The sequence below is a fragment of the Cyanobium usitatum str. Tous genome (assembly GCF_003011885.1).
Classification (GTDB): Bacteria; Cyanobacteriota; Cyanobacteriia; order PCC-6307; family Cyanobiaceae; genus Cyanobium_A; species Cyanobium_A usitatum.
This window is the reverse complement of the sequence record NZ_PXXO01000002.1, coordinates 23,415-39,996: the sequence shown is the minus strand read 5'-3', so window position 1 is coordinate 39,996 and position 16,582 is coordinate 23,415. Positions and strand designations below refer to the sequence as shown.

Below are 16,582 nucleotides of genomic sequence, written 5' to 3'. Positions count from 1 at the left end.
GGGGCGATGCATCGCTTGGCGTCGGTACCTGGGGGAGGAGCAGAAGCCGATATCGGCGCGCTGGTGGAGCAGCCTGCCGCGCCTGTGCTGCTGCTCAGCAGTGCAGACACCGACCTGCTGGCCATTGACCAGTTGCTTGAGCGGGAACCCCAGCTGCTGACAGCGGAGCTGCGCGGCCTAAACCTGGCCGCCCTGGCTCACCCGGCCCAGATCGACCACTACCTCAATTCCACGGTGCGCCACGCCCGGCTGGTGGTTGTGCGGTTACTGGGGGGCAGGGGTCACTGGAGTTATGGCTTGGAGCAGCTCCAGCGCTGGGCAGGCTCAGCCCCAGAGCGCCAATTGCTCATGCTGGCTGGCACGGCCGATGAGGAGCAGGTGCTGGCGGGGCTGGGCACCGTCGCCCCTGAATTAGCAATCGGCCTGGCCCGCTGCCTGCGGGAGGGGGGACCCGCCAACCTGCGTCAGGTGCTGCAGGCTTTGCAGGCTCTGCTTGAAGGTCTGTCTCCAGCGCCGCCACGGGCCGAGCCCCTCGCCGATCCACTACCCCATGATTGGCAGCAGGAGCAAGGCCCTCGCGTAGGCGTGATCGCCTATCGGGCCCTACTGCAGGCCGGTGACCTGGCCCTGATGGATGCCACCCTGCAGGCCCTGCGCCAGGCAGGACTGTGCCCGCGGGCGCTGTGGGTAAGCGGCCTACGGGATGGGGTGGTGCAGCGGGGCGTGGCCGACCTACTGCAGCGGGAAGGAGTCCAGGCCGTGTTGTGCAGCACCTCCTTTGCCTCAGTGCAGTTTGAGGAGGCCGGCCTAGGGGCGCCGCTATGGGAGCAACTCGGTGTGCCGGTGCTGCAGCTGCTTTGCAGTAGCCAGCCCCGCAGCCGCTGGCAGACCAGCAGCATCGGCTTGGGCCCGACCGACCTCACCCTCCAAGTGGCCTTGCCAGAGTTGGACGGGCGGCTCACTACCCGCATTGGCGCCTTTAAGGAGACCGTGGGCGCCAGCGAGCGTCTGGCTTCGGCCCTGCAGCGGTACGAACCGGATCCGGAACGGCTGACCTGGATCGCCCAGCTCTGTGCCAACTGGATCCGGTTGCGCCAAACCCCATCTGCCGAACGCCGCGTTGCGCTTGTCCTGGCCAATTACCCAACCCGCAACAGCCGCCTCGCCAATGGCGTTGGACTCGATACGCCGGCCTCAACGGCCTTGATGTTGCAGTGGCTGGCCGGGGCTGGCTACAAGTTGCATGGCCCAGTACCTGTCGATGGCGAGGCCCTGATCCATATGCTGCTGGCTGGACGCAGCAACGATCCGGAGAGCGAGCACCGACCCGCCCTGACCCTGCTGCCCCTTGCCACATACCAGGACTGGTATGCCTGCCTCCCCAGCGAGGGCCGCCAAAGGCTCGAGGCGGTGTGGGGACCGCCTGAACTCGATGTCGCTCTGGTTAGCGCCGCCGGAGCTGTACCCGGCTTCCCAATCCGTGGCTTGCAGCTGGGGCATGTGAGCGTCTTGATCCAGCCAGACCGCGGTTACGACAGGGATCCGGCCCTCAGCTATCACAGCCCCGACCTGCCCCCCACCCACGCCTACCTAGCCCAATACCTCTGGCTGCGCCTGGAGTTTGGCGCCCATGCGGTGGTGCATGTGGGCAAGCACGGCAACCTGGAATGGTTGCCTGGCAAGGGATTGGGGCTGTCCGCCAGCTGTTTTCCGGAGTGGGCCCTAGGGCCGCTGCCCCATCTTTATCCCTTCATCGTCAACGATCCCGGCGAGGGCTCCCAGGCCAAGCGGCGCAGCCAGGCGGTGATCCTCGATCACCTGACACCGCCCCTGGGGCGGGCGGGGCTGCATGGGGCGCTGCAGCGACTTGAGGTTTTGCTGGATGAGTATTGGGAGGCCTGTCAGCTCGGCAGTGAACGGGCGGGCCCCCTGCGCCAGGCCCTGGCCGAGCAGCTCGAGAACCTGGAGCTACCCCTCGGTAGCGCCGCGGAGCTTGATAGCCGGCTCGATGCTGCCGATGGATACCTCTGCGAGCTCAAGGAGGCCCAGATCCGCCTGGGGCTCCACACCTTCGGCACCCTGCCAGAGCCCGGTCGCCTGGCGGAGCTGCTGCTCTGTTTGGCCCGTTGTCCGTTGGCTGGGCAACCTGGGCTCACCCAGGCCCTGGCGCAAGACCTCCAACTCAGCTTCGACCCCTGGGGCGATGAAGACGCCACTCGTCTTTGCCAGGCAGACCAGCAACGGCTCCAGGGCGCCTTTGGCGGAGAGCTACCGCGCCTGGTGGGAGATGGGGTAGCGCTGTTGGAGGCGCAAGCTCTGACCCTGGTGGAGCAGGAGCTGGCCGGCGTGCAACAAAGCCAAGCCCAGCCTTCGCCATCACCTGGTCCCAGGCTGCAACAGGCGCTGATGCACCTGCGCCAGGCCCTGATGCCCCCCCTACTGGCCTGCGGCCGCGCCGAGCGGGAGGCTTTCCTGCGGGGCCTGGAGGGGGAGCGCATTGCCGCAGGACCATCCGGAGCACCCACCCGCGGCCGACCAGACCTGCTGCCGACCGGGCGCAATTTTTACAGCGTCGACCTGCGCGGGCTACCCACTGAAGCGGCCTGGGACCTGGGCCGACGCAGCGCCGAATTGCTGCTGGAACTGCACCTTCAGGAACAGGGGGAGCACCTGAGCAGCTTGGCCCTATCCGTTTGGGGCACGGCAACAATGCGCAATGGCGGCGAGGACATCGCCCAGGCGCTGGCCCTACTTGGCGTGCGACCGGTTTGGGATGGACCAACCCGCCGCATGGTCGATCTGGAGGTGATTCCCCTGAGCCTGCTGGGCCGTGCGCGGGTGGACGTGACCCTGCGCATCTCAGGACTCTTCCGCGACGCCTTCCCCCAACTGGTGGGGTGGGTCAACCGGGCCACTGAACTGGTATCCGCCCTAAACGAACCAGAGGCGGACAACCCCCTCGCCGCTGCCTATCGCCGCGAAGGCACCAGCGCCCGCGTCTACGGCTCAGCGCCAGGCGCCTACGGGGCAGGACTGCAGGGCCTGATCGACAGCGGCCACTGGGAGGAGCGGGCTGACCTGGGCGAGGCTTTTTTGAACTGGAGCAGCTGGCGTTACGACAGCCAGGCCGGGGCTTCTGGGCAGGCTGGCATCGAAGCCCAGGCCGACCGGAGCGGCCTGGAGCAGCGGCTCAAGGCGGTGCAGGTGGTGTTGCACAACCAGGACAACCGGGAGCACGATCTGCTCGACTCCGACGACTACTACCAGTTTCAGGGTGGCTTAAGTGCAGCGGTGGAGCGGGTCTCTGGGCAGCGCCCGGCACTTTGGTTTGGCGACCATTCCCGAGCTGCCCGGCCCCGGCTGCACCGGCTGGAGCGGGAATTTGACAAGGTGCTGCGCAGCCGCGTGCTCAACCCCCGCTGGATCGCAGCGATGAAAGGCCATGGCTACAAAGGCGGCTTCGAAATGGCTGCCAGCCTCGATTATCTGTTTGCCTACGACGCCAGTACCGGCCGAGTCCCTGACTGGGGCTACGGCGCCATCTGCGACCAGTGGCTCGGGGATCAGACAGTGCGTGATTTCCTGGTGCAGAGCAATCCCTGGGCCCTGCGCGACATGGCCGAACGGCTACTGGAAGCCCACAACAGGGGGCTATGGGAAGGGGCACAAAAAAACCAGCTGGAGCAGTTGCGCCAGCTGGTTCTTGATAGCGAAAGTCTGATTGAGCAGCGCTAAGGCAACCAAGCCAACTTGCTCAACCTTTTAATTCTCTGCTCATGCGCTTGAAAGGATCAATGTCGCCAGCTTTGCCGCTGGCTTGCTGGCTGATCTGGACCTGCGGGCTTGCCATCGCAGCGGCTTGGGCCTGAGCCTGAGCTTGAGCCTGCTCCTGCTCCTGCTTGATCGCTGCACTTCCACCAGGCACATTCACGCCCATGGCAGAACCCTTCATGCGCTGATCAAGCTCCGCCTGGGACATGGTTTGGGCGAAGGTCTTCTTGACCGGCTTTGGGACACCTCGGGTGAGATCAAAGGCTTGTTCAGGCTGGCTGGTCTGGCCACCCAAGCCATCTGAGACCCGCTCCAGCCGCGACTCCATCGAAGCCACCTCTGCCACCATCTCCTTATTGCCGGGGCTGTCAGCCGTGCCCGGGAAGGTGCGGCGAATGGTGTTGGAGCGCCGCATGAAATCAACGTTGCCCATGCTGCTGGAAGCATCGGCATCTAGGAAGAATGTTTCAACCTCCTTTTTGGGCTGGGGGGTCTTCGGGGCGGCGGCGTTGCCGTCGCGGGTGGCGAACAGGCGATCAAACAAACCCATCGTCTGCCAGGGGTAAGCGTCAGGAAACCCTAGCGGCCGAGAAGCGCTAATCCATGGGTATCTGTACCGCAACTCATCAAAAGACCACGTTGCTGCAGCTCAGCAGCAATCGCCTCGCACACCAAAGGCGTTGGTGTCCAGCGCGACTGCATTTGGTAGTCGTACCACGCCTCGGCGCCATCAAAACCGAGACGATCGGCGGCGGCGATCAACCGCTGGAAGGGCAGGCGATAGCGGGCGGGATGGGCAAGCAGCAGCAGACCTCCCGCTTGGCGCCCCGCCTCCAGCACCGCCTCAGCCTGGAGCGCTGGCCCCACAAGCGCCCGCCCCTGCAGATAGGGCTCAAGGCTGGGGTGATCGGCATCAAAACCAAGAACCAGCACATGCACCAAACAGCCCTCGAGCAAGCAGCTGATTTCCACCCCTCGCCAGAAACTGGGCACGGCACGGCCCTCGCTAGCCGCCGCCTTAAAAACCTCCATGGCAGGCCCGTGGGCGGCGAGGCTGTGGTGATCGGTGATGGCTAGGTGCTCCAGGCCGAGTTCTAGGGCCTGCTGGGCCAGCTCAAGGGGGGTCAGGCTGCCGTCGCTGAAGATGGTGTGGCAGTGGAAATTGACCCGGCCAGGGCAGCAGGCCGGCGTCAGCTGGCGGAGTACATGACGCAATGGGTGATCAGGCATCAGGTGTTCAGGCATTCGCGGACAACCGCTCCGCCCGCAGCCGCCGCCAGCGGGCATAAAACTGAATCGATGCGGCCATGAACACCACCAGGGCCACGATGAACCAGGTGGCAGCACCAGTAGGGAATTGGTTTTTGAAAACCACCAGCATCACCACGATCACCAGCAGCAGGGTGGGCAACTCGTTTAACGCCCGCAATTGTTTAGGGCTCCAGCTGCAGGCTCCCCTGTTGAGCTGGCCCATCAACCGGTAGCAAAAGGCGTGGTAGGCCAGCAAGGCAGCCACGAAGGCCAACTTGGCGTGCATCCAGCCCTGCTGCAGCCAGGCGGGATTCACGCTCAGCAAGCCAGCCGCACAGACCACTGCGACCACCATGCCGGGGGTGGTGATGATGTTGGCCAGACGGCGCTCCATCAAGCCGTACTGGGCCTGGAAAGCCAGCCTGAGCGACTCCTCCAGCTCCTCAGCCTCGCGGTGATAGATGAACAGCCGCACTAGATAGAAAAGCCCGGCAAACCACACAACCACACCCACGATGTGGAGAGTCTTGAACCAGAGGTAGGCCTCGGCGGGCCAGCTCAGGGTCAATAAGGGCATGGCGGCAGTTCAAGCAAGGGCCCACAAACTAGGCCGAAGCGGTCAGTGGTCTGAAGGAGTCAGTGGGCCGCAGCGGTCAGTGGGCTGAAGCAGTAGCCCGGATCGCCGCCAGCTCGTCGGCGGGGATCTTCTCGAGCTGCTTCATCACCAGCCCCATGCGGTGGTTGCGGCGCAGTCCCTCTTGGTTGCGAGCCAAGAAATCCCAATAGAGCGCGTTGAAGGGACAGGCATCCGCTCCAGTGCGCTGCTTCGGGTTGTAGCGGCAGCCCTTGCAGTAGCTGCTCATCCGATTGATGTAATTACCGCTGGCGGCGTAAGGCTTGCTGGCCAGCATGCCGCCATCGGCAAACAACCCCATGCCGAGCACGTTGGTTTGCATCACCCAGTCGTAGCCATCAACAAACATGCGGTGAAACCAGGCGGTGAAGGCCTGGGGATCCAGGCCGGCGATCAAGCCGTAGTTGGCTAGAACCATCAAGCGCTGGATGTGGTGGGCGTAGCCGTTGAGCTCAAGCTCAGCCAGCACCGTGTCCATGCAGGCCATGCCACTGCCGCCCAGCTGCTCTAGCCAGCCGGGCAACGGACGATTAGCGCCGAAGTGATTTCGGGCCGGATAGTCGGCGCCAAACCACCAGTAGAGGCCGTGGGTGTATTCGCGCCAGCCCAATATCTGACGAATCACCCCCTCCAGGCAGGCAAGGGGCGTACCCCGCTCCAGCCCGGCCTGCTCCAGCCGGCGGATCACCTCAAGCGGCTGCAACAGGCCAATGTTGAGACAAGGGGAAAGCAGGGCGTGCCACAGGGTGGGCTGGCCGCTGACCATGGCGTCCTGGAACGGGCCGAAGCCATCGAGCCGCGTATCGATGAAATGCTCCAGCACCGCCAGCGCCTGGCTGCGGGTAACTGCCCACCCGAACGGCGCACTAATCCCTGGCAAGCCAGGTTCAGAGGCGGCCTCAAGCTCCTGAGCCAGCTGGTCCACCTTGGCAATCACGGCCCGGGTGATTGCATCTGACGCAAAAACCAATGGCTCTGGCCCCACCAGCCCCTTGGGCGGTGCCTTGCGATTCTCCTGGTCGTAGTTCCACTGTCCACCAAGCGGTTGGCCGTCATCGCCCATCAGCACGCCAAAACGCTTGCGGCCCTCGCGGTAGAACAATTCCATGCGCAGCTGCTTGTAGGGAGCAGCCCAGGCGCCGAAATCATCCCGGCTCCAGAGAAAAGCATTGGAGAGGTGCCACACCAGGGGCGTAGGCAGGGGCAGCCGTTCAATCGCTTCACGAAAGGGGCGCTCGGCTGGCTCCATCAGATGCAGCTCGCTGATCTCGTGCTCGGCCAGCCAATCCTTCAGCGCTTCAGCAAAGGTTGGGGCCTCAAGCAGGTCCACCGTCCAGCCCAGCTGGCGCAGCTCGGCCGCGAAGTGCCGCATGGCACTCCACACCAGCACCAGCTTCTGGCGGTGATAGCGGCGTTGCTGCAGCACCGAGCTGCTCTCAATCAGCAATACCCGGGCAGTTGCGGGGGTGTGGGCTGCCAAAGCTGCCTGGAGGGGGTCCAGCTGGTCGCCCAGCACCCAGATGCCAATCACGCTCAGGCCTCCCCAGCCAGCCGGCAGGCACGGCGGGCGACGGCCGCGGCATAGCCCCGCTCCACCGGACCAGCCAGGGGGCTGAGCACCCCATTGCGGCAATCCACCACCAGACGCTCGTGCTGGCCCTGCTGGTCATTTACCCGCAGCCGCAGCTGCCAGTGATGCTTAGCGCTGCGGTGGATCTCATCACCACATACGGGCCCAACGCAGATGCCGGGGGCGCCGAGGGCCGGCGGCGTTAGGGCAGGTGAAAAAAGCAGCAGCAGCCCCAGGGCCAAGGGCAGTAGCAGCAGGGAAGCCAGACGCCTCAACTGGCCAACTCCTCGCTAACGAGCTCGTCACTTGGGTGAAAGTAATCCCACACCTGGCGGGCCAGGGCCGGCCCCACTCCCGGGGCAGCGGCGATCTGCTCTGGACTGGCCAACTGGATGGCATCAATCGAGCGGAAGTGGGCCAATAACTCCTTGACCCGTTTCGGTCCCAGGCCAGGAATATCGGAGAGGCGCGAGCGCTTCATCCTCTCGCCCCGCTGCTGGCGATGGAAGCTCACAGCGAAACGGTGGGCCTCATCGCGCAGGCGGCGCAGCAGCTGCACACCCAGCTGGTCGGGCTCACTCTCCAGGGGCTGCTTGGCCCCTGGCATAAACACCTCCTCCCGCTGCTTGGCCAGGGAACAAACCACCAGCTCTTCGTGCAGATTCAGCTCCCGCAGGGCCTCCATCACCGCCGAAAGCTGACCCTTGCCGCCGTCGATCATCACCACATCGGGCCAATCATTGAGGCCACCGGTGTGGAGCGTGGTGTTGGCGGCCCGCCGGAGCTCGCCCAGGTCGGCACCCTCGGCCTTGGCCTGGGCCCAGCGGCGAAAGCGGCGGCGCATGATCTCGGCCATGGCCATGAAGTCGTCGGAATGGCCAGAGCGGATCGAGCTGCTTTGGATCTTGTATTTGCGGTAGTGCTGTTTGGCCGGCAGACCATCGATAAACACCACCTGGGAGGCCACGGCGTCGCTGCCCTGGATATGGCTGATGTCGTAGCCCTCGACGCGACGTGGGGGGGTTGGCAGCTCCAGCAGCTGGGCCAGGTCTTCAGTGGCCAGCAGTTGCTGCTCGGCACCGCGCTGGGCCCGCTGCAGCTCGTAGCTGGCATTGCGCTCCAGCAACTCGATCAGATCGGCTTTTTGCTGCCGTTGGGGCACCGCAAGTTTCACCTTGCGGCCGCGGCGCTCCGCCAGCCACTCCTCGATCAGGGGCTGCTGGGGTAGGGCGTGCTGCAGCAGCAGCTCGGGGGGAATCTCCACCGGCTCCACCTGGCTGTAGTGCTCCTCCACCACCCGCTGCAGGATGCGGCCGGGCTCCAGGGGCTGGCCATCGGCGCCGACGGCATCAGCGGTGAAGCCAAGCCGCCCCACCAGCTTGCCGGCCCGCATCTGGAACAGCTGCACTGCCGCCACCCGCTCATCGGCGGCTAAAGCCACCACATCACGGCTCACCGAGCTGTCGCCCAGGCTCATTTTCTGATCAGCGGTGAGGGTGTCGATGCCCTGCAGCTGGTCGCGCACCCGCGCGGCGCTCTCGAAGTCAAGCCGCTCGGCATATTTGCCCATCTGCTCATTCAGCAGCTCGAGCAGCTCCTCGTTGCGCCCTTGAAACACCATCGCCACCTGGCGCAGGGTGAGGTGGTAAGCCTCGGAGCTGATCTTTTCCTGGCACACCCCAGGGCAGCGGCCGATGTCGTAGTTGAGGCAGGTGCGCTCCCTGTAGAGCGGCTGGGGTCGCTGGCGCAGCGGGAACACCCGCTTCACCAGGGTGAGGGTGCGGCGCAGTAGGCCCACATCCACGTAGGGCCCGTAAAAGCGATCCAGGGGCGAGCGAAACCGCCGCCGCCGGGTGATGAAGATGCGCGGGTAGGCCTCGCTCCAGGTGATGCAGAGATAGGGATATTTCTTGTCGTCTTTGAGCAGCACATTGAAGTGCGGCTGGTTCTGCTTGATCAGGTTGGATTCGAGCGCCAGCGCCTCGGCTTCACTGTCGGTGACGATGAATTCGATCTCACACACCTGGCGCACCATCAGGGAGATGCGCGGGCTGTGGCCATGGCCGCTGCCACTTTGGAAATAACTGCGCACCCGATTGCGCAGCACCTTGGCCTTGCCGATATAGAGGATGCGATCGCTGGCATCGCGCAGCAGATAGCAGCCCGGCTCGGAGGGCACCTCCTTGAGCCGGACCTTGAGGCGTTCGGGTTGCTGCAGCAGGGGCAGGCTCAACCGCCGTATTGCCAGCCGGTGCTGCCGAGCTCAAGGGCAGCACCATCGCGGTGCAGGGTGGCCGTCTTCACCTCGCCCACAAACACGGTGTGGTCGCCATGGGCCACCTGACCCACCAGCTCACATTCCACCGCACCAAGGGCGTTGTCGAGAATCGGCAAGCCCAGCTCACCGAGGCTGAAGGGGGCCGCATCGAAGCGACCGCCCATGGCTTTTTGGGGTTTGAAGAAAACTGCGGCCAGGTCCTTCTGGTCAGCGGCAAGCACGTTCAGGGAAAATTTCTTGGTGCGCTGAATGATGCCGTTGCTGGTGCTGTCGGCCCGCACAGCCATCACCACCAATGGCGGCTCAAAGGAGCCCTGGGTCACCCAGCTGGCGGTGAAGCCATTGACCTCATCCCCCTCAGCTACGCCGCAGATGAACACGCCATGGGGAATTTTGCGCAGCAGGGTTTTCTTGGCTTCGGCGTTAAGGGCGGCGTTAAGGGCCATGGCGGCAAGAGCGCTTAGAACTACATCCACCCTAGAAACGCCTCGGGCACCCATAGGCTGGCCCGATGCGCGCCCTCTACCCCGGCAGCTTCGATCCCCTCACCCTGGGCCACCTCGACCTGATCGAGAGGGCAGCACGCCTGTTTGACGGTGTGGTGGTGGCCGTGCTGCAGAACCCCAGCAAGCAGCCGGCCTTCAGCCTCGAGCAACGCCTGGAGCAGATCGGCACCGCAACGGCCCATCTCCCGGGGGTTGAAGTAGGCAGTTTTGATGGCCTCACCGTCGATTTCGCCAGTCGTTGCCAGGCCCAGGTGATTCTGCGGGGCCTGCGGGCCCTGAGCGACTTTGAATTCGAGTTGCAGATCGCCCACACCAATAAAAGCCTGGCCCCCCAGGTGGAAACCCTGTTTCTTGCTACTGCTGTGCACCACAGCTTCCTGAGCAGTTCTGTGGTGAAGGAGGTGGCTCGCTTTGGCGGCGATGTGCGTCACATGGTGCCCCCCAGAGTGGCGGAAGACCTGTGCAGGCTTTTTAATCGGGCATCTGTTTAGAGCTGTACATGACCGAGCCCACCATCACCGTGCTGGATCAGCTCGATCAGCTGGAGGAGATCGTGCTGGAGGGAAGCCGCATTCCGTTCAGCGGCGGACGGCTGGTCAATGAGCAAGACGCCATTGAAGTGATGGATGCCCTGCGGGAATCGCTGCCGAGCCAGCTGCAGCAGGCCGTAGGGCTGATCCGCCAGCGTGAGGAATTTATTGGCCAGGCGCGACAGAAGTCCGACGAGATCATTGCTGCTGGTAAAAGGGAGCGGGAGCAGCTAATCAACTCTGCCGCCATTCGTCAGGAGGCGGAGCGGCAGGTGGGTGAGCTGCGGGATCAGGCCCGCCAGCAATGCGAGCAGCTGATGTTGCAAGCCCGCCAGCAGGTTGCCCAGGCTGAACAGGAGCACCAGGCACGCACGGCCCAGATGGAGCAGCAATTTGCGCTCCGCCGTCAGCAGCTCGAACAGGAAACGGCCGAGCGCAACCGCCAGCTGCTCGAACAGCACGATCGCAATCGTCAACAGGCGATGGCTGAACTTGAGCAGATCCGCCAAGAGGGAGTGAGGGTGCAGCGCGATAGCCAGGCAGAAGCGGAGCGGGTGCACAACGACGCCCTGCAGTTCCGCCAGCAGACCCAGCAGCAATGCGACGCCCTGGTGAGCCGCAGCCGCCAGGAGTCGGCCGCCATTCAAGAGGGTGCCAACCGCTACGCCGAGCAGGTGCTGGGCGAACTCGAGGGCAGGTTAAAGGAGATGAGCCAGGTGGTACTGGGGGGCCGCCGCGAGCTGGTGCGACTCCAGGCGCCAGAAGCTGCCGCGCCAGCTGTCGAGGAGACGACGGGCCGCCGCCGCCGGGTAGCCAACACTCTCAAGCAGCTAGCGGGCTAGGGGGGGCACAGCTGGCTGTTTTGCGCTTGACGCAACAGCTTGCCAATAGTGACGTTGGGCGAGCTAGCCCCATTGCTGATGGCGCTTACGTAGCGGGGCCCGGCCCCCGTCATCAGCACGCCACTGATGGAGCGGACACCGCTGATCGTGCCTGTCTTGCCAAAGAATTGACCCTGCAGGGAGGTGCCCACATAAAGGTTGCGCAGGGTGCCCCGCTGCCCCGCAACCGCCATCGACGCCAGATAGGCGCGGCCGTAGGGGTGCTGATCCATGCGCATAAGCAGGGCAGCCAAGAAGCGGCTGGTGAGTCGGTTGGCGCGGTCGAGGCCACTGCCATCGGCAACGCGAACCCCCTGCATCGGCAGGCCCTGTTCGGTGAGCCACAGCATCTGAAGCTGGGTGGCTCGGGCCAGATCCCAGGTACCAGCGCCCTGGCGCAGCAGAACTTCGGCGGTGAAATTGTGGCTTTCGGTGTTAGCCAGGCTCAGCAGGTTGTGCATCGGAGCCGATGGCTCTTGGTGCAGCAGCACCGCATCAGCGGGCAGGGGGGCGCGGGCCGACACCAGTGACAGCTGCACCTTGGCCCCCCTCTGAACCATGGTTTTCTGCAGCAGGGTCTGCAGTCGCGAAGGCGGATTCATCACCGCCTCGTTGATGGCATTGCTAGTGACCGCCAGCCGGGTGATCGGCGCGCCGTAGGCGTAGTAGCGGTCATCTGGGTGCCAACCTTGGGGCCACCAGGCCTGACGAGGCTCCTCGGCAATCTGCAACCGCACCAGCGAAGGCGTCTCACCACTGCTGCCACCCGACCCCATCGCCAACATGGCGAATCGCTGCAGTTGGGGCAGGGCCAGGTCGGGGTCGCCCTCTCCGGTGAGGCGGAAGCTGCCATCACCCAGCCGCCAGAGCTGGGTATTAAGGCGATAGTCAGGGCCCAATCGGTCTAGGGCGTAGGCCGTGCTCACCAGCTTCTGATTGGAAGCAGGGATGCGGGGCCGGGTGCCGTTGAGGTCGGCCAGCAGACGGCCCTGGGCATCGGCAATGGTGATGCTCCACACAGAAGCCTCGCCTGCCACGGTGGCAAGCAGCCGCTGCTGCAGCGCCGGACAGCTCAGCTGGGCCTGTAGCTGGGGCAGGCCAACCGGTGGGGGCAGGGGCGGCAGGGACGCCAGGGGCACCTGCGGGGCCAATGGCATCTGCTGGGCCAAGGCGGTGGCTGGCGCAACCGCTAAAACGAGAACTAGGGCATGCGCACCAGAAAGGCGCAGCAGAAGCTGACGCTTAGCAGGGGATTTGAGAGGGGCCATCTCAGCCACCTCCAACCTGGAGGCCGCTAACCGTGCCGCCCACGCGGAATTGCTCCCCCTCTATTTCCACTGGGGCACCAATCTTGATGGTTTGGTTGCCAAAAACCACACCACCAGCACTCTTGCGGCCCTGGCCCTGGAGCACAAAACGAGCATCGAGGCTGCCCAGGATTGCCTGGTTGGGGTCCAGAGCCGTCACCACCGATCCGTTTGGTTGGACCGCCACCAGGCGCCGCTGCAGCGGCAACACCTGCTTGATCGCCACCGAGCCATGGGGCTGGTTACGGATCACGATTGCAACCTTGCCCTCCTCCTGGGCGGCCTGAATCAAGGCCCTGGGATCAGCCACCGGCACGCCACGCACATCCACCAGCACGGTGACTGGGGTGAGGCCACCGGTGGCCTGAGCCACCGCTCCGCTCAGCTTGGGGCTCCAGATAACCCCTGCGGCAGCAAGGAGCACCGCAACTCCGGCGCCGATGTCAACAAGGCTCCAGGAGCGTCCTTTTGCTGCAGGGCTCTGGTCGCTCTCGGAAGCCATCGGCAAGGTCTGCGTTTGGCGAAGTGTACGGAGGCTGGCCGGTTAGATCCAGTGCAAGTGGTTCCGCAGGGGGCTAGTTGCGCAGGCCTTCGATGAAAGCGTCCATGACTTTGAGGTTGGCTCCAAGCCCCAGGCCGGCTTCACCCGCCATGGCTAACGCCCGTTGCTCCATGTCTGGCTTCTGGTCGAAATTGCAAACAAAGCGATAGCCATCGGCATCGCAGCGATACAGCTCCCACATCCCCGGACAGGCCCGACGCAGGGCCCCATCTCCTGTTGGAATCAGGGCATAGGCGCTCTGCCAGCCGGACAGAAAACCCTTGCGGCGCTCCCGAGCCACGCTGCCGATGCCGATGGCCGCATCCTCGAGGTTGCCGTTTAACAGCAAAACAACGCCGCGGTGCAGGGCGCACACCTGCTCCACCTCCTCATAGTCGGCAGGGGAAGGTGCCACCAGCAGCAGCACGCCCTCGCTGCCGCCATCAGCCTGCTGAAGGCGCATCTGATCGCGCAGGCTGGCAATACGGGTTGCGAAATCAGGGGCATCGCGTTGGGCAAGGGCAGTGGCGCCGGCATCGGCACAAAGCAGCCTCAGGCTGGGTGCGGCGGAACTGAGACCAGCCTGCAATCGCAAGGCCAAGGGGAGCAATCGCAGGCCCTCGAAGCGCAGCTCGACACTCCAAAGCCCCTTGGCTCCTGCATCCAAGGCGCTTTGAATCGCCGCCAGTGCTTCAGCTTCGGCGCTGCGCAGATCGGGGGGGAGCATTAGGCCGTCAACGGATGCTCCGACGCTACCGAGGCCGTAAGCGCCATCTGCAACGCCTGGACCAGGGCCTCAAGATCGGCGGCGCAATGCCAGGGCCCGAGGCTGATGCGCAGGCCACTTGCGGCGTCGGCCTCGCCATAGCCCAGGGCCCGGAGCACGGTGCTGGCAGCCGATCCAGAGCTGCTGCAGGCCGAACCACTGCTCAGGGCAAAGCCCTGGCGGGAGAGCTCACGCACCAGGTTGCGGCCGGAAAGCGGCAGGCCAGCCTCGTTAGCCACCAGCAGGCTGAGGTGGTGAGGCAGGCGGGAGTCGCCCGGGGGCGGACCGCTCAACCGCAGCCCGGGCAGGCTCAAAAGCCGATGCAGCAGGGTGTCGCGCAGGGGTGCCAGCGAAGGCGTGGCACAGCTGAGCTCCAGGGCCTTGGCGAAGCCGCTCAACAGCACCACAGGTTCGGTGCCGCCGCGCCTACCGCCCTCTTGGCCGCCACCACCAAGCTGGGTCTGGAGGGCGAGGCCACGACGCACCAGCAGCAGCCCAACCCCCCTGGGGCCCTGCAGCTTGTGGGCCGCCCCACTCAAAAAATCAACGGGCAGCTGGCGAAAATTGATCGGCAGGTGGCCCAGAACCTGCACCGCATCAACGTGCAGCAGCACCCCCGCCCGCCGGCAGCGGGCCCCGATCGCCTCAAGTGGCTGGAGGCTGCCAACCTCGTTTTGGCCCCAGATAACCGAGACCAGACGGGTTGGAGGCACCAGCAAGCCATCGAGGGCGTCGAGATCAAGCAATCCCTGCCTATCCACCGGCACCGCTTGGACGCTCCAGCCGCGCTGCTGCAGTTGGGCAGCTGCCGCCAGTGTGGCGGGATGCTCGACCGCCGATATCACCAGCCGGCCGGGGGTGAGGCCAGCAGCAGCACCGAGCAGGGCCAGATGAATGGCCTCAGTACCACCGGAGGTCACCACCAGTTCATCGGGCTCGCAGCCCAGCCCAGCGGCCAGGCTCAGGCGCGAGCGTTCGAGCTGCTCTGCTGCCGCAAGGCCAGGGCCGTGGAGGCTTGAGGGATTAGCCCAGGCCCTGGCCTGGGCAAGGGCCATGGCCTCCAGCACCTCAGTGGCGGTGGGAGTGGTGGCACTGGTGTCGAAGTAGCCAGCCAGTGCTGGCAGCTGACTGCCCGAATAGCCCACCTAGCCACCCTGGGCTTGATCCAGCTCAAAGCGGGAGCGAATCCGCGATTCAAGGGAATTGGTGGCCAGTGCCACCAGGTCGTCGAGGGAGCTGCTGTTGAGCAGGGCATCAACCCGGGCCCTGGCTTCGGCTGAAGGGCAGGCTTCAGGTCGGATGCAGCCATTGATGCAGACGCTGGCGCAGTCGACTGCAGGCGAGGCGTCTGGAGAAGCGTCTGGTTGCTGTTGCACCGGGGCGGCGGCCTCGAGTTCAAAGGGCTCATCGCCCCAGAGCTCAGGGGTCACGACGCCATCAAAAACAGCCACCGCGGGGCCCGCCATAAACACATGACCACTGGCTCGATCCCAATCAATTTCCAGGGGCCCGCCTGGGAGATCGAGGCGCGCGCAGCGTTCAGCCAGCCCCAGCAGATGGGCCACCACGAGGGTGGCGCAAGCACCGGTGCCGCAGGCCAAGGTGGGGCCCGCTCCGCGCTCCCACACCCGCATCACCAGGTGAGTGCGACTGATTACTTGCACGAAATGAACGTTGGTGCGGGCGGGAAATGCGGGGTGAACCTCGAATGCCGCGCCGTAACGCTCCAAATCCACCGCCTCAATGTCATCAACGGGGATCACAACGTGGGGATTGCCCATACCGGCCGCCCCGACCGCAAACGAGCTGCCAGCCACTTCCAAGTTGCCCTGGGGCAGCCCGTTATCGCCACAAGGCAAGGTGGTCGGAATGGATTCAGGATCGAGAAAAGGGGCTCCCATGTCGACACGGATGCTGCCGTCCTGACGCAGCTCGGGAACGATGCGCCCCGCCAAGGTTTCGATCTGCCATTGACGCCCGGGAACATCGCCATCGCTATCGGCCAGAAAGCGGGCCAGGCAGCGCATGCCATTGCCACACATCTCCGGTTCCGTGCCATCGGCATTGAAGATCCGCATGCGCAACTCACCGCCTTGGCGGGGCGGCAGGGCCAGGATCACACCGTCAGCGCCAACCCCGAAGCGGCGGTCGCAGAGGCGCTGAATACGTTCCGAGGTGAGGCCGTAGCTGGCATCGGTGCTAGAGGCTCCCCTGCCATCAAGCATGAGGAAATCATTTCCCAGGCCTTGATATTTGCTGAACTGGAGCACGATGGGGGCGAGCGCAGCCACAAATAGATCTTATGCAGAGCTTTGAGAAGCGGACCACCGCCCTCGATACCTCGCAACCCAGCATTCGGCACTTACAGGATCTGATTCGCCACAAAACCCCGGTGGCGGTCCAGGTGCCGGGTGTGGGGGAGCTTGAGGGAATCCTCCATTGGCAGGACATCGACTACCTGGCGCTCAAGCAGGACGAAAATCGTCCACTCACCCTGATCAATCGTGCGGCCGCGGCAACGATCCGTGCGCTCGGTTGAGCAGGAGT

16 protein-coding genes are annotated in these 16,582 nt (G+C 64.6%); 4 read left to right on the top strand and 12 right to left on the bottom strand.

The features are described 5' to 3' along the window. Positions 1-6 precede the first annotated feature (6 nt). Positions 7-3,735 (top strand): cobaltochelatase subunit CobN, encoded by a 3,729-nt coding sequence (gene cobN, locus C7K55_RS02120; protein WP_106501956.1) that lies wholly within the window; start codon positions 7-9, stop codon positions 3,733-3,735. 19 nt (positions 3,736-3,754) lie between these two features. On the opposite strand, the gene C7K55_RS02115 is transcribed toward cobN, so the two are convergent. The 7 genes from C7K55_RS02115 to C7K55_RS02085 form a co-directional block, all read right to left on the bottom strand. Next, positions 3,755-4,321 (bottom strand): hypothetical protein, encoded by a 567-nt coding sequence (locus tag C7K55_RS02115; protein ID WP_106501776.1) that lies wholly within the window; start codon positions 4,319-4,321, stop codon positions 3,755-3,757. Positions 4,322-4,350: 29 nt separating this feature from the next. After that, positions 4,351-5,001, bottom strand: a complete 651-nt coding sequence (locus C7K55_RS02110; RefSeq protein WP_117434956.1) for a PHP domain-containing protein — start codon at positions 4,999-5,001, stop codon at positions 4,351-4,353. A 7-nt stretch (positions 5,002-5,008) separates the two neighbouring features. Further along, positions 5,009-5,599, bottom strand: coding sequence for a protoporphyrinogen oxidase HemJ (hemJ, locus tag C7K55_RS02105; protein ID WP_106501774.1), 591 nt, complete (start codon positions 5,597-5,599; stop codon positions 5,009-5,011). Positions 5,600-5,675: 76 nt separating this feature from the next. Further along, the gene (locus C7K55_RS02100; protein WP_106501773.1) at positions 5,676-7,187 is read right to left on the bottom strand and encodes a cryptochrome/photolyase family protein; all 1,512 of its coding nucleotides are present in this window, start codon (positions 7,185-7,187) and stop codon (positions 5,676-5,678) included. Between the two features lie 2 nt (positions 7,188-7,189). Then, positions 7,190-7,501, bottom strand: coding sequence for a hypothetical protein (locus C7K55_RS02095; protein ID WP_396093092.1), 312 nt, complete (start codon positions 7,499-7,501; stop codon positions 7,190-7,192). Further along, on the bottom strand, positions 7,498-9,459 hold the full coding sequence (uvrC, locus tag C7K55_RS02090; protein ID WP_315856766.1) for an excinuclease ABC subunit UvrC: 1,962 nt from the start codon (positions 9,457-9,459) through the stop codon (positions 7,498-7,500). The genes C7K55_RS02095 and uvrC overlap by 4 nt, the downstream gene beginning before the upstream one ends. Next, positions 9,456-9,950, bottom strand: coding sequence for a flavin reductase family protein (locus C7K55_RS02085; protein ID WP_106501771.1), 495 nt, complete (start codon positions 9,948-9,950; stop codon positions 9,456-9,458). Before C7K55_RS02085 ends, uvrC begins: the two co-directional genes overlap by 4 nt. A gap of 65 nt (positions 9,951-10,015) precedes the next feature. On the opposite strand from C7K55_RS02085, the gene coaD reads away from it, so the two are divergent. Continuing rightward, positions 10,016-10,501, top strand: a complete 486-nt coding sequence (gene coaD / locus C7K55_RS02080; protein ID WP_106501770.1) for a pantetheine-phosphate adenylyltransferase — start codon at positions 10,016-10,018, stop codon at positions 10,499-10,501. An 8-nt stretch (positions 10,502-10,509) separates the two neighbouring features. Continuing rightward, the gene (locus C7K55_RS02075; protein WP_106501769.1) at positions 10,510-11,382 is read left to right on the top strand and encodes a coiled-coil domain-containing protein; all 873 of its coding nucleotides are present in this window, start codon (positions 10,510-10,512) and stop codon (positions 11,380-11,382) included. Here the strand turns inward: C7K55_RS02075 and C7K55_RS02070 are convergent. The 5 genes from C7K55_RS02070 to dapF form a co-directional block, all read right to left on the bottom strand. Then, complete coding sequence (locus tag C7K55_RS02070) at positions 11,379-12,689, bottom strand: D-alanyl-D-alanine carboxypeptidase/D-alanyl-D-alanine-endopeptidase (protein ID WP_106501954.1); 1,311 nt, start codon at positions 12,687-12,689, stop codon at positions 11,379-11,381. The genes C7K55_RS02075 and C7K55_RS02070 overlap by 4 nt on opposite strands. A 1-nt stretch (position 12,690) precedes the next feature. Further along, the gene (locus C7K55_RS02065; RefSeq protein WP_106501768.1) at positions 12,691-13,230 is read right to left on the bottom strand and encodes a DUF4330 domain-containing protein; all 540 of its coding nucleotides are present in this window, start codon (positions 13,228-13,230) and stop codon (positions 12,691-12,693) included. 73 nt (positions 13,231-13,303) lie between these two features. Continuing rightward, positions 13,304-13,996, bottom strand: coding sequence for a DUF1995 family protein (locus tag C7K55_RS02060; RefSeq protein WP_106501767.1), 693 nt, complete (start codon positions 13,994-13,996; stop codon positions 13,304-13,306). Continuing rightward, positions 13,996-15,180, bottom strand: coding sequence for a cysteine desulfurase family protein (locus tag C7K55_RS02055; protein WP_241518107.1), 1,185 nt, complete (start codon positions 15,178-15,180; stop codon positions 13,996-13,998). Before C7K55_RS02055 ends, C7K55_RS02060 begins: the two co-directional genes overlap by 1 nt. Then, complete coding sequence (gene dapF / locus C7K55_RS02050; RefSeq protein WP_106501952.1) at positions 15,181-16,305, bottom strand: diaminopimelate epimerase; 1,125 nt, start codon at positions 16,303-16,305, stop codon at positions 15,181-15,183. It abuts the gene before it with no gap. Between the two features lie 32 nt (positions 16,306-16,337). Between dapF and C7K55_RS02045 the strand changes: the two genes are divergently transcribed. After that, positions 16,338-16,574 (top strand): Hfq-related RNA-binding protein, encoded by a 237-nt coding sequence (locus C7K55_RS02045; RefSeq protein ID WP_106501766.1) that lies wholly within the window; start codon positions 16,338-16,340, stop codon positions 16,572-16,574. The last annotated feature ends 8 nt before the right edge of the window (positions 16,575-16,582 follow it).

Excerpts from the sequence above, each read along its gene's own strand:
- cobN (WP_106501956.1), top strand. The coding sequence starts at position 7 with ATGCATCGCTTGGCGTCGGTACCTGGGGGAGGAGCAGAAGCCGATATC.
- C7K55_RS02115 (WP_106501776.1), bottom strand. The coding sequence starts at position 4,321 with ATGGGTTTGTTTGATCGCCTGTTCGCCACCCGCGACGGCAACGCCGCC.
- C7K55_RS02110 (WP_117434956.1), bottom strand. The coding sequence starts at position 5,001 with ATGCCTGATCACCCATTGCGTCATGTACTCCGCCAGCTGACGCCGGCC.
- hemJ (WP_106501774.1), bottom strand. The coding sequence starts at position 5,599 with ATGCCCTTATTGACCCTGAGCTGGCCCGCCGAGGCCTACCTCTGGTTC.
- C7K55_RS02085 (WP_106501771.1), bottom strand. The coding sequence starts at position 9,950 with ATGGCCCTTAACGCCGCCCTTAACGCCGAAGCCAAGAAAACCCTGCTG.
- coaD (WP_106501770.1), top strand. The coding sequence starts at position 10,016 with ATGCGCGCCCTCTACCCCGGCAGCTTCGATCCCCTCACCCTGGGCCAC.
- C7K55_RS02075 (WP_106501769.1), top strand. The coding sequence starts at position 10,510 with ATGACCGAGCCCACCATCACCGTGCTGGATCAGCTCGATCAGCTGGAG.
- C7K55_RS02070 (WP_106501954.1), bottom strand. The coding sequence starts at position 12,689 with ATGGCCCCTCTCAAATCCCCTGCTAAGCGTCAGCTTCTGCTGCGCCTT.
- C7K55_RS02065 (WP_106501768.1), bottom strand. The coding sequence starts at position 13,230 with ATGGCTTCCGAGAGCGACCAGAGCCCTGCAGCAAAAGGACGCTCCTGG.
- C7K55_RS02060 (WP_106501767.1), bottom strand. The coding sequence starts at position 13,996 with ATGCTCCCCCCCGATCTGCGCAGCGCCGAAGCTGAAGCACTGGCGGCG.
- C7K55_RS02045 (WP_106501766.1), top strand. The coding sequence starts at position 16,338 with ATGCAGAGCTTTGAGAAGCGGACCACCGCCCTCGATACCTCGCAACCC.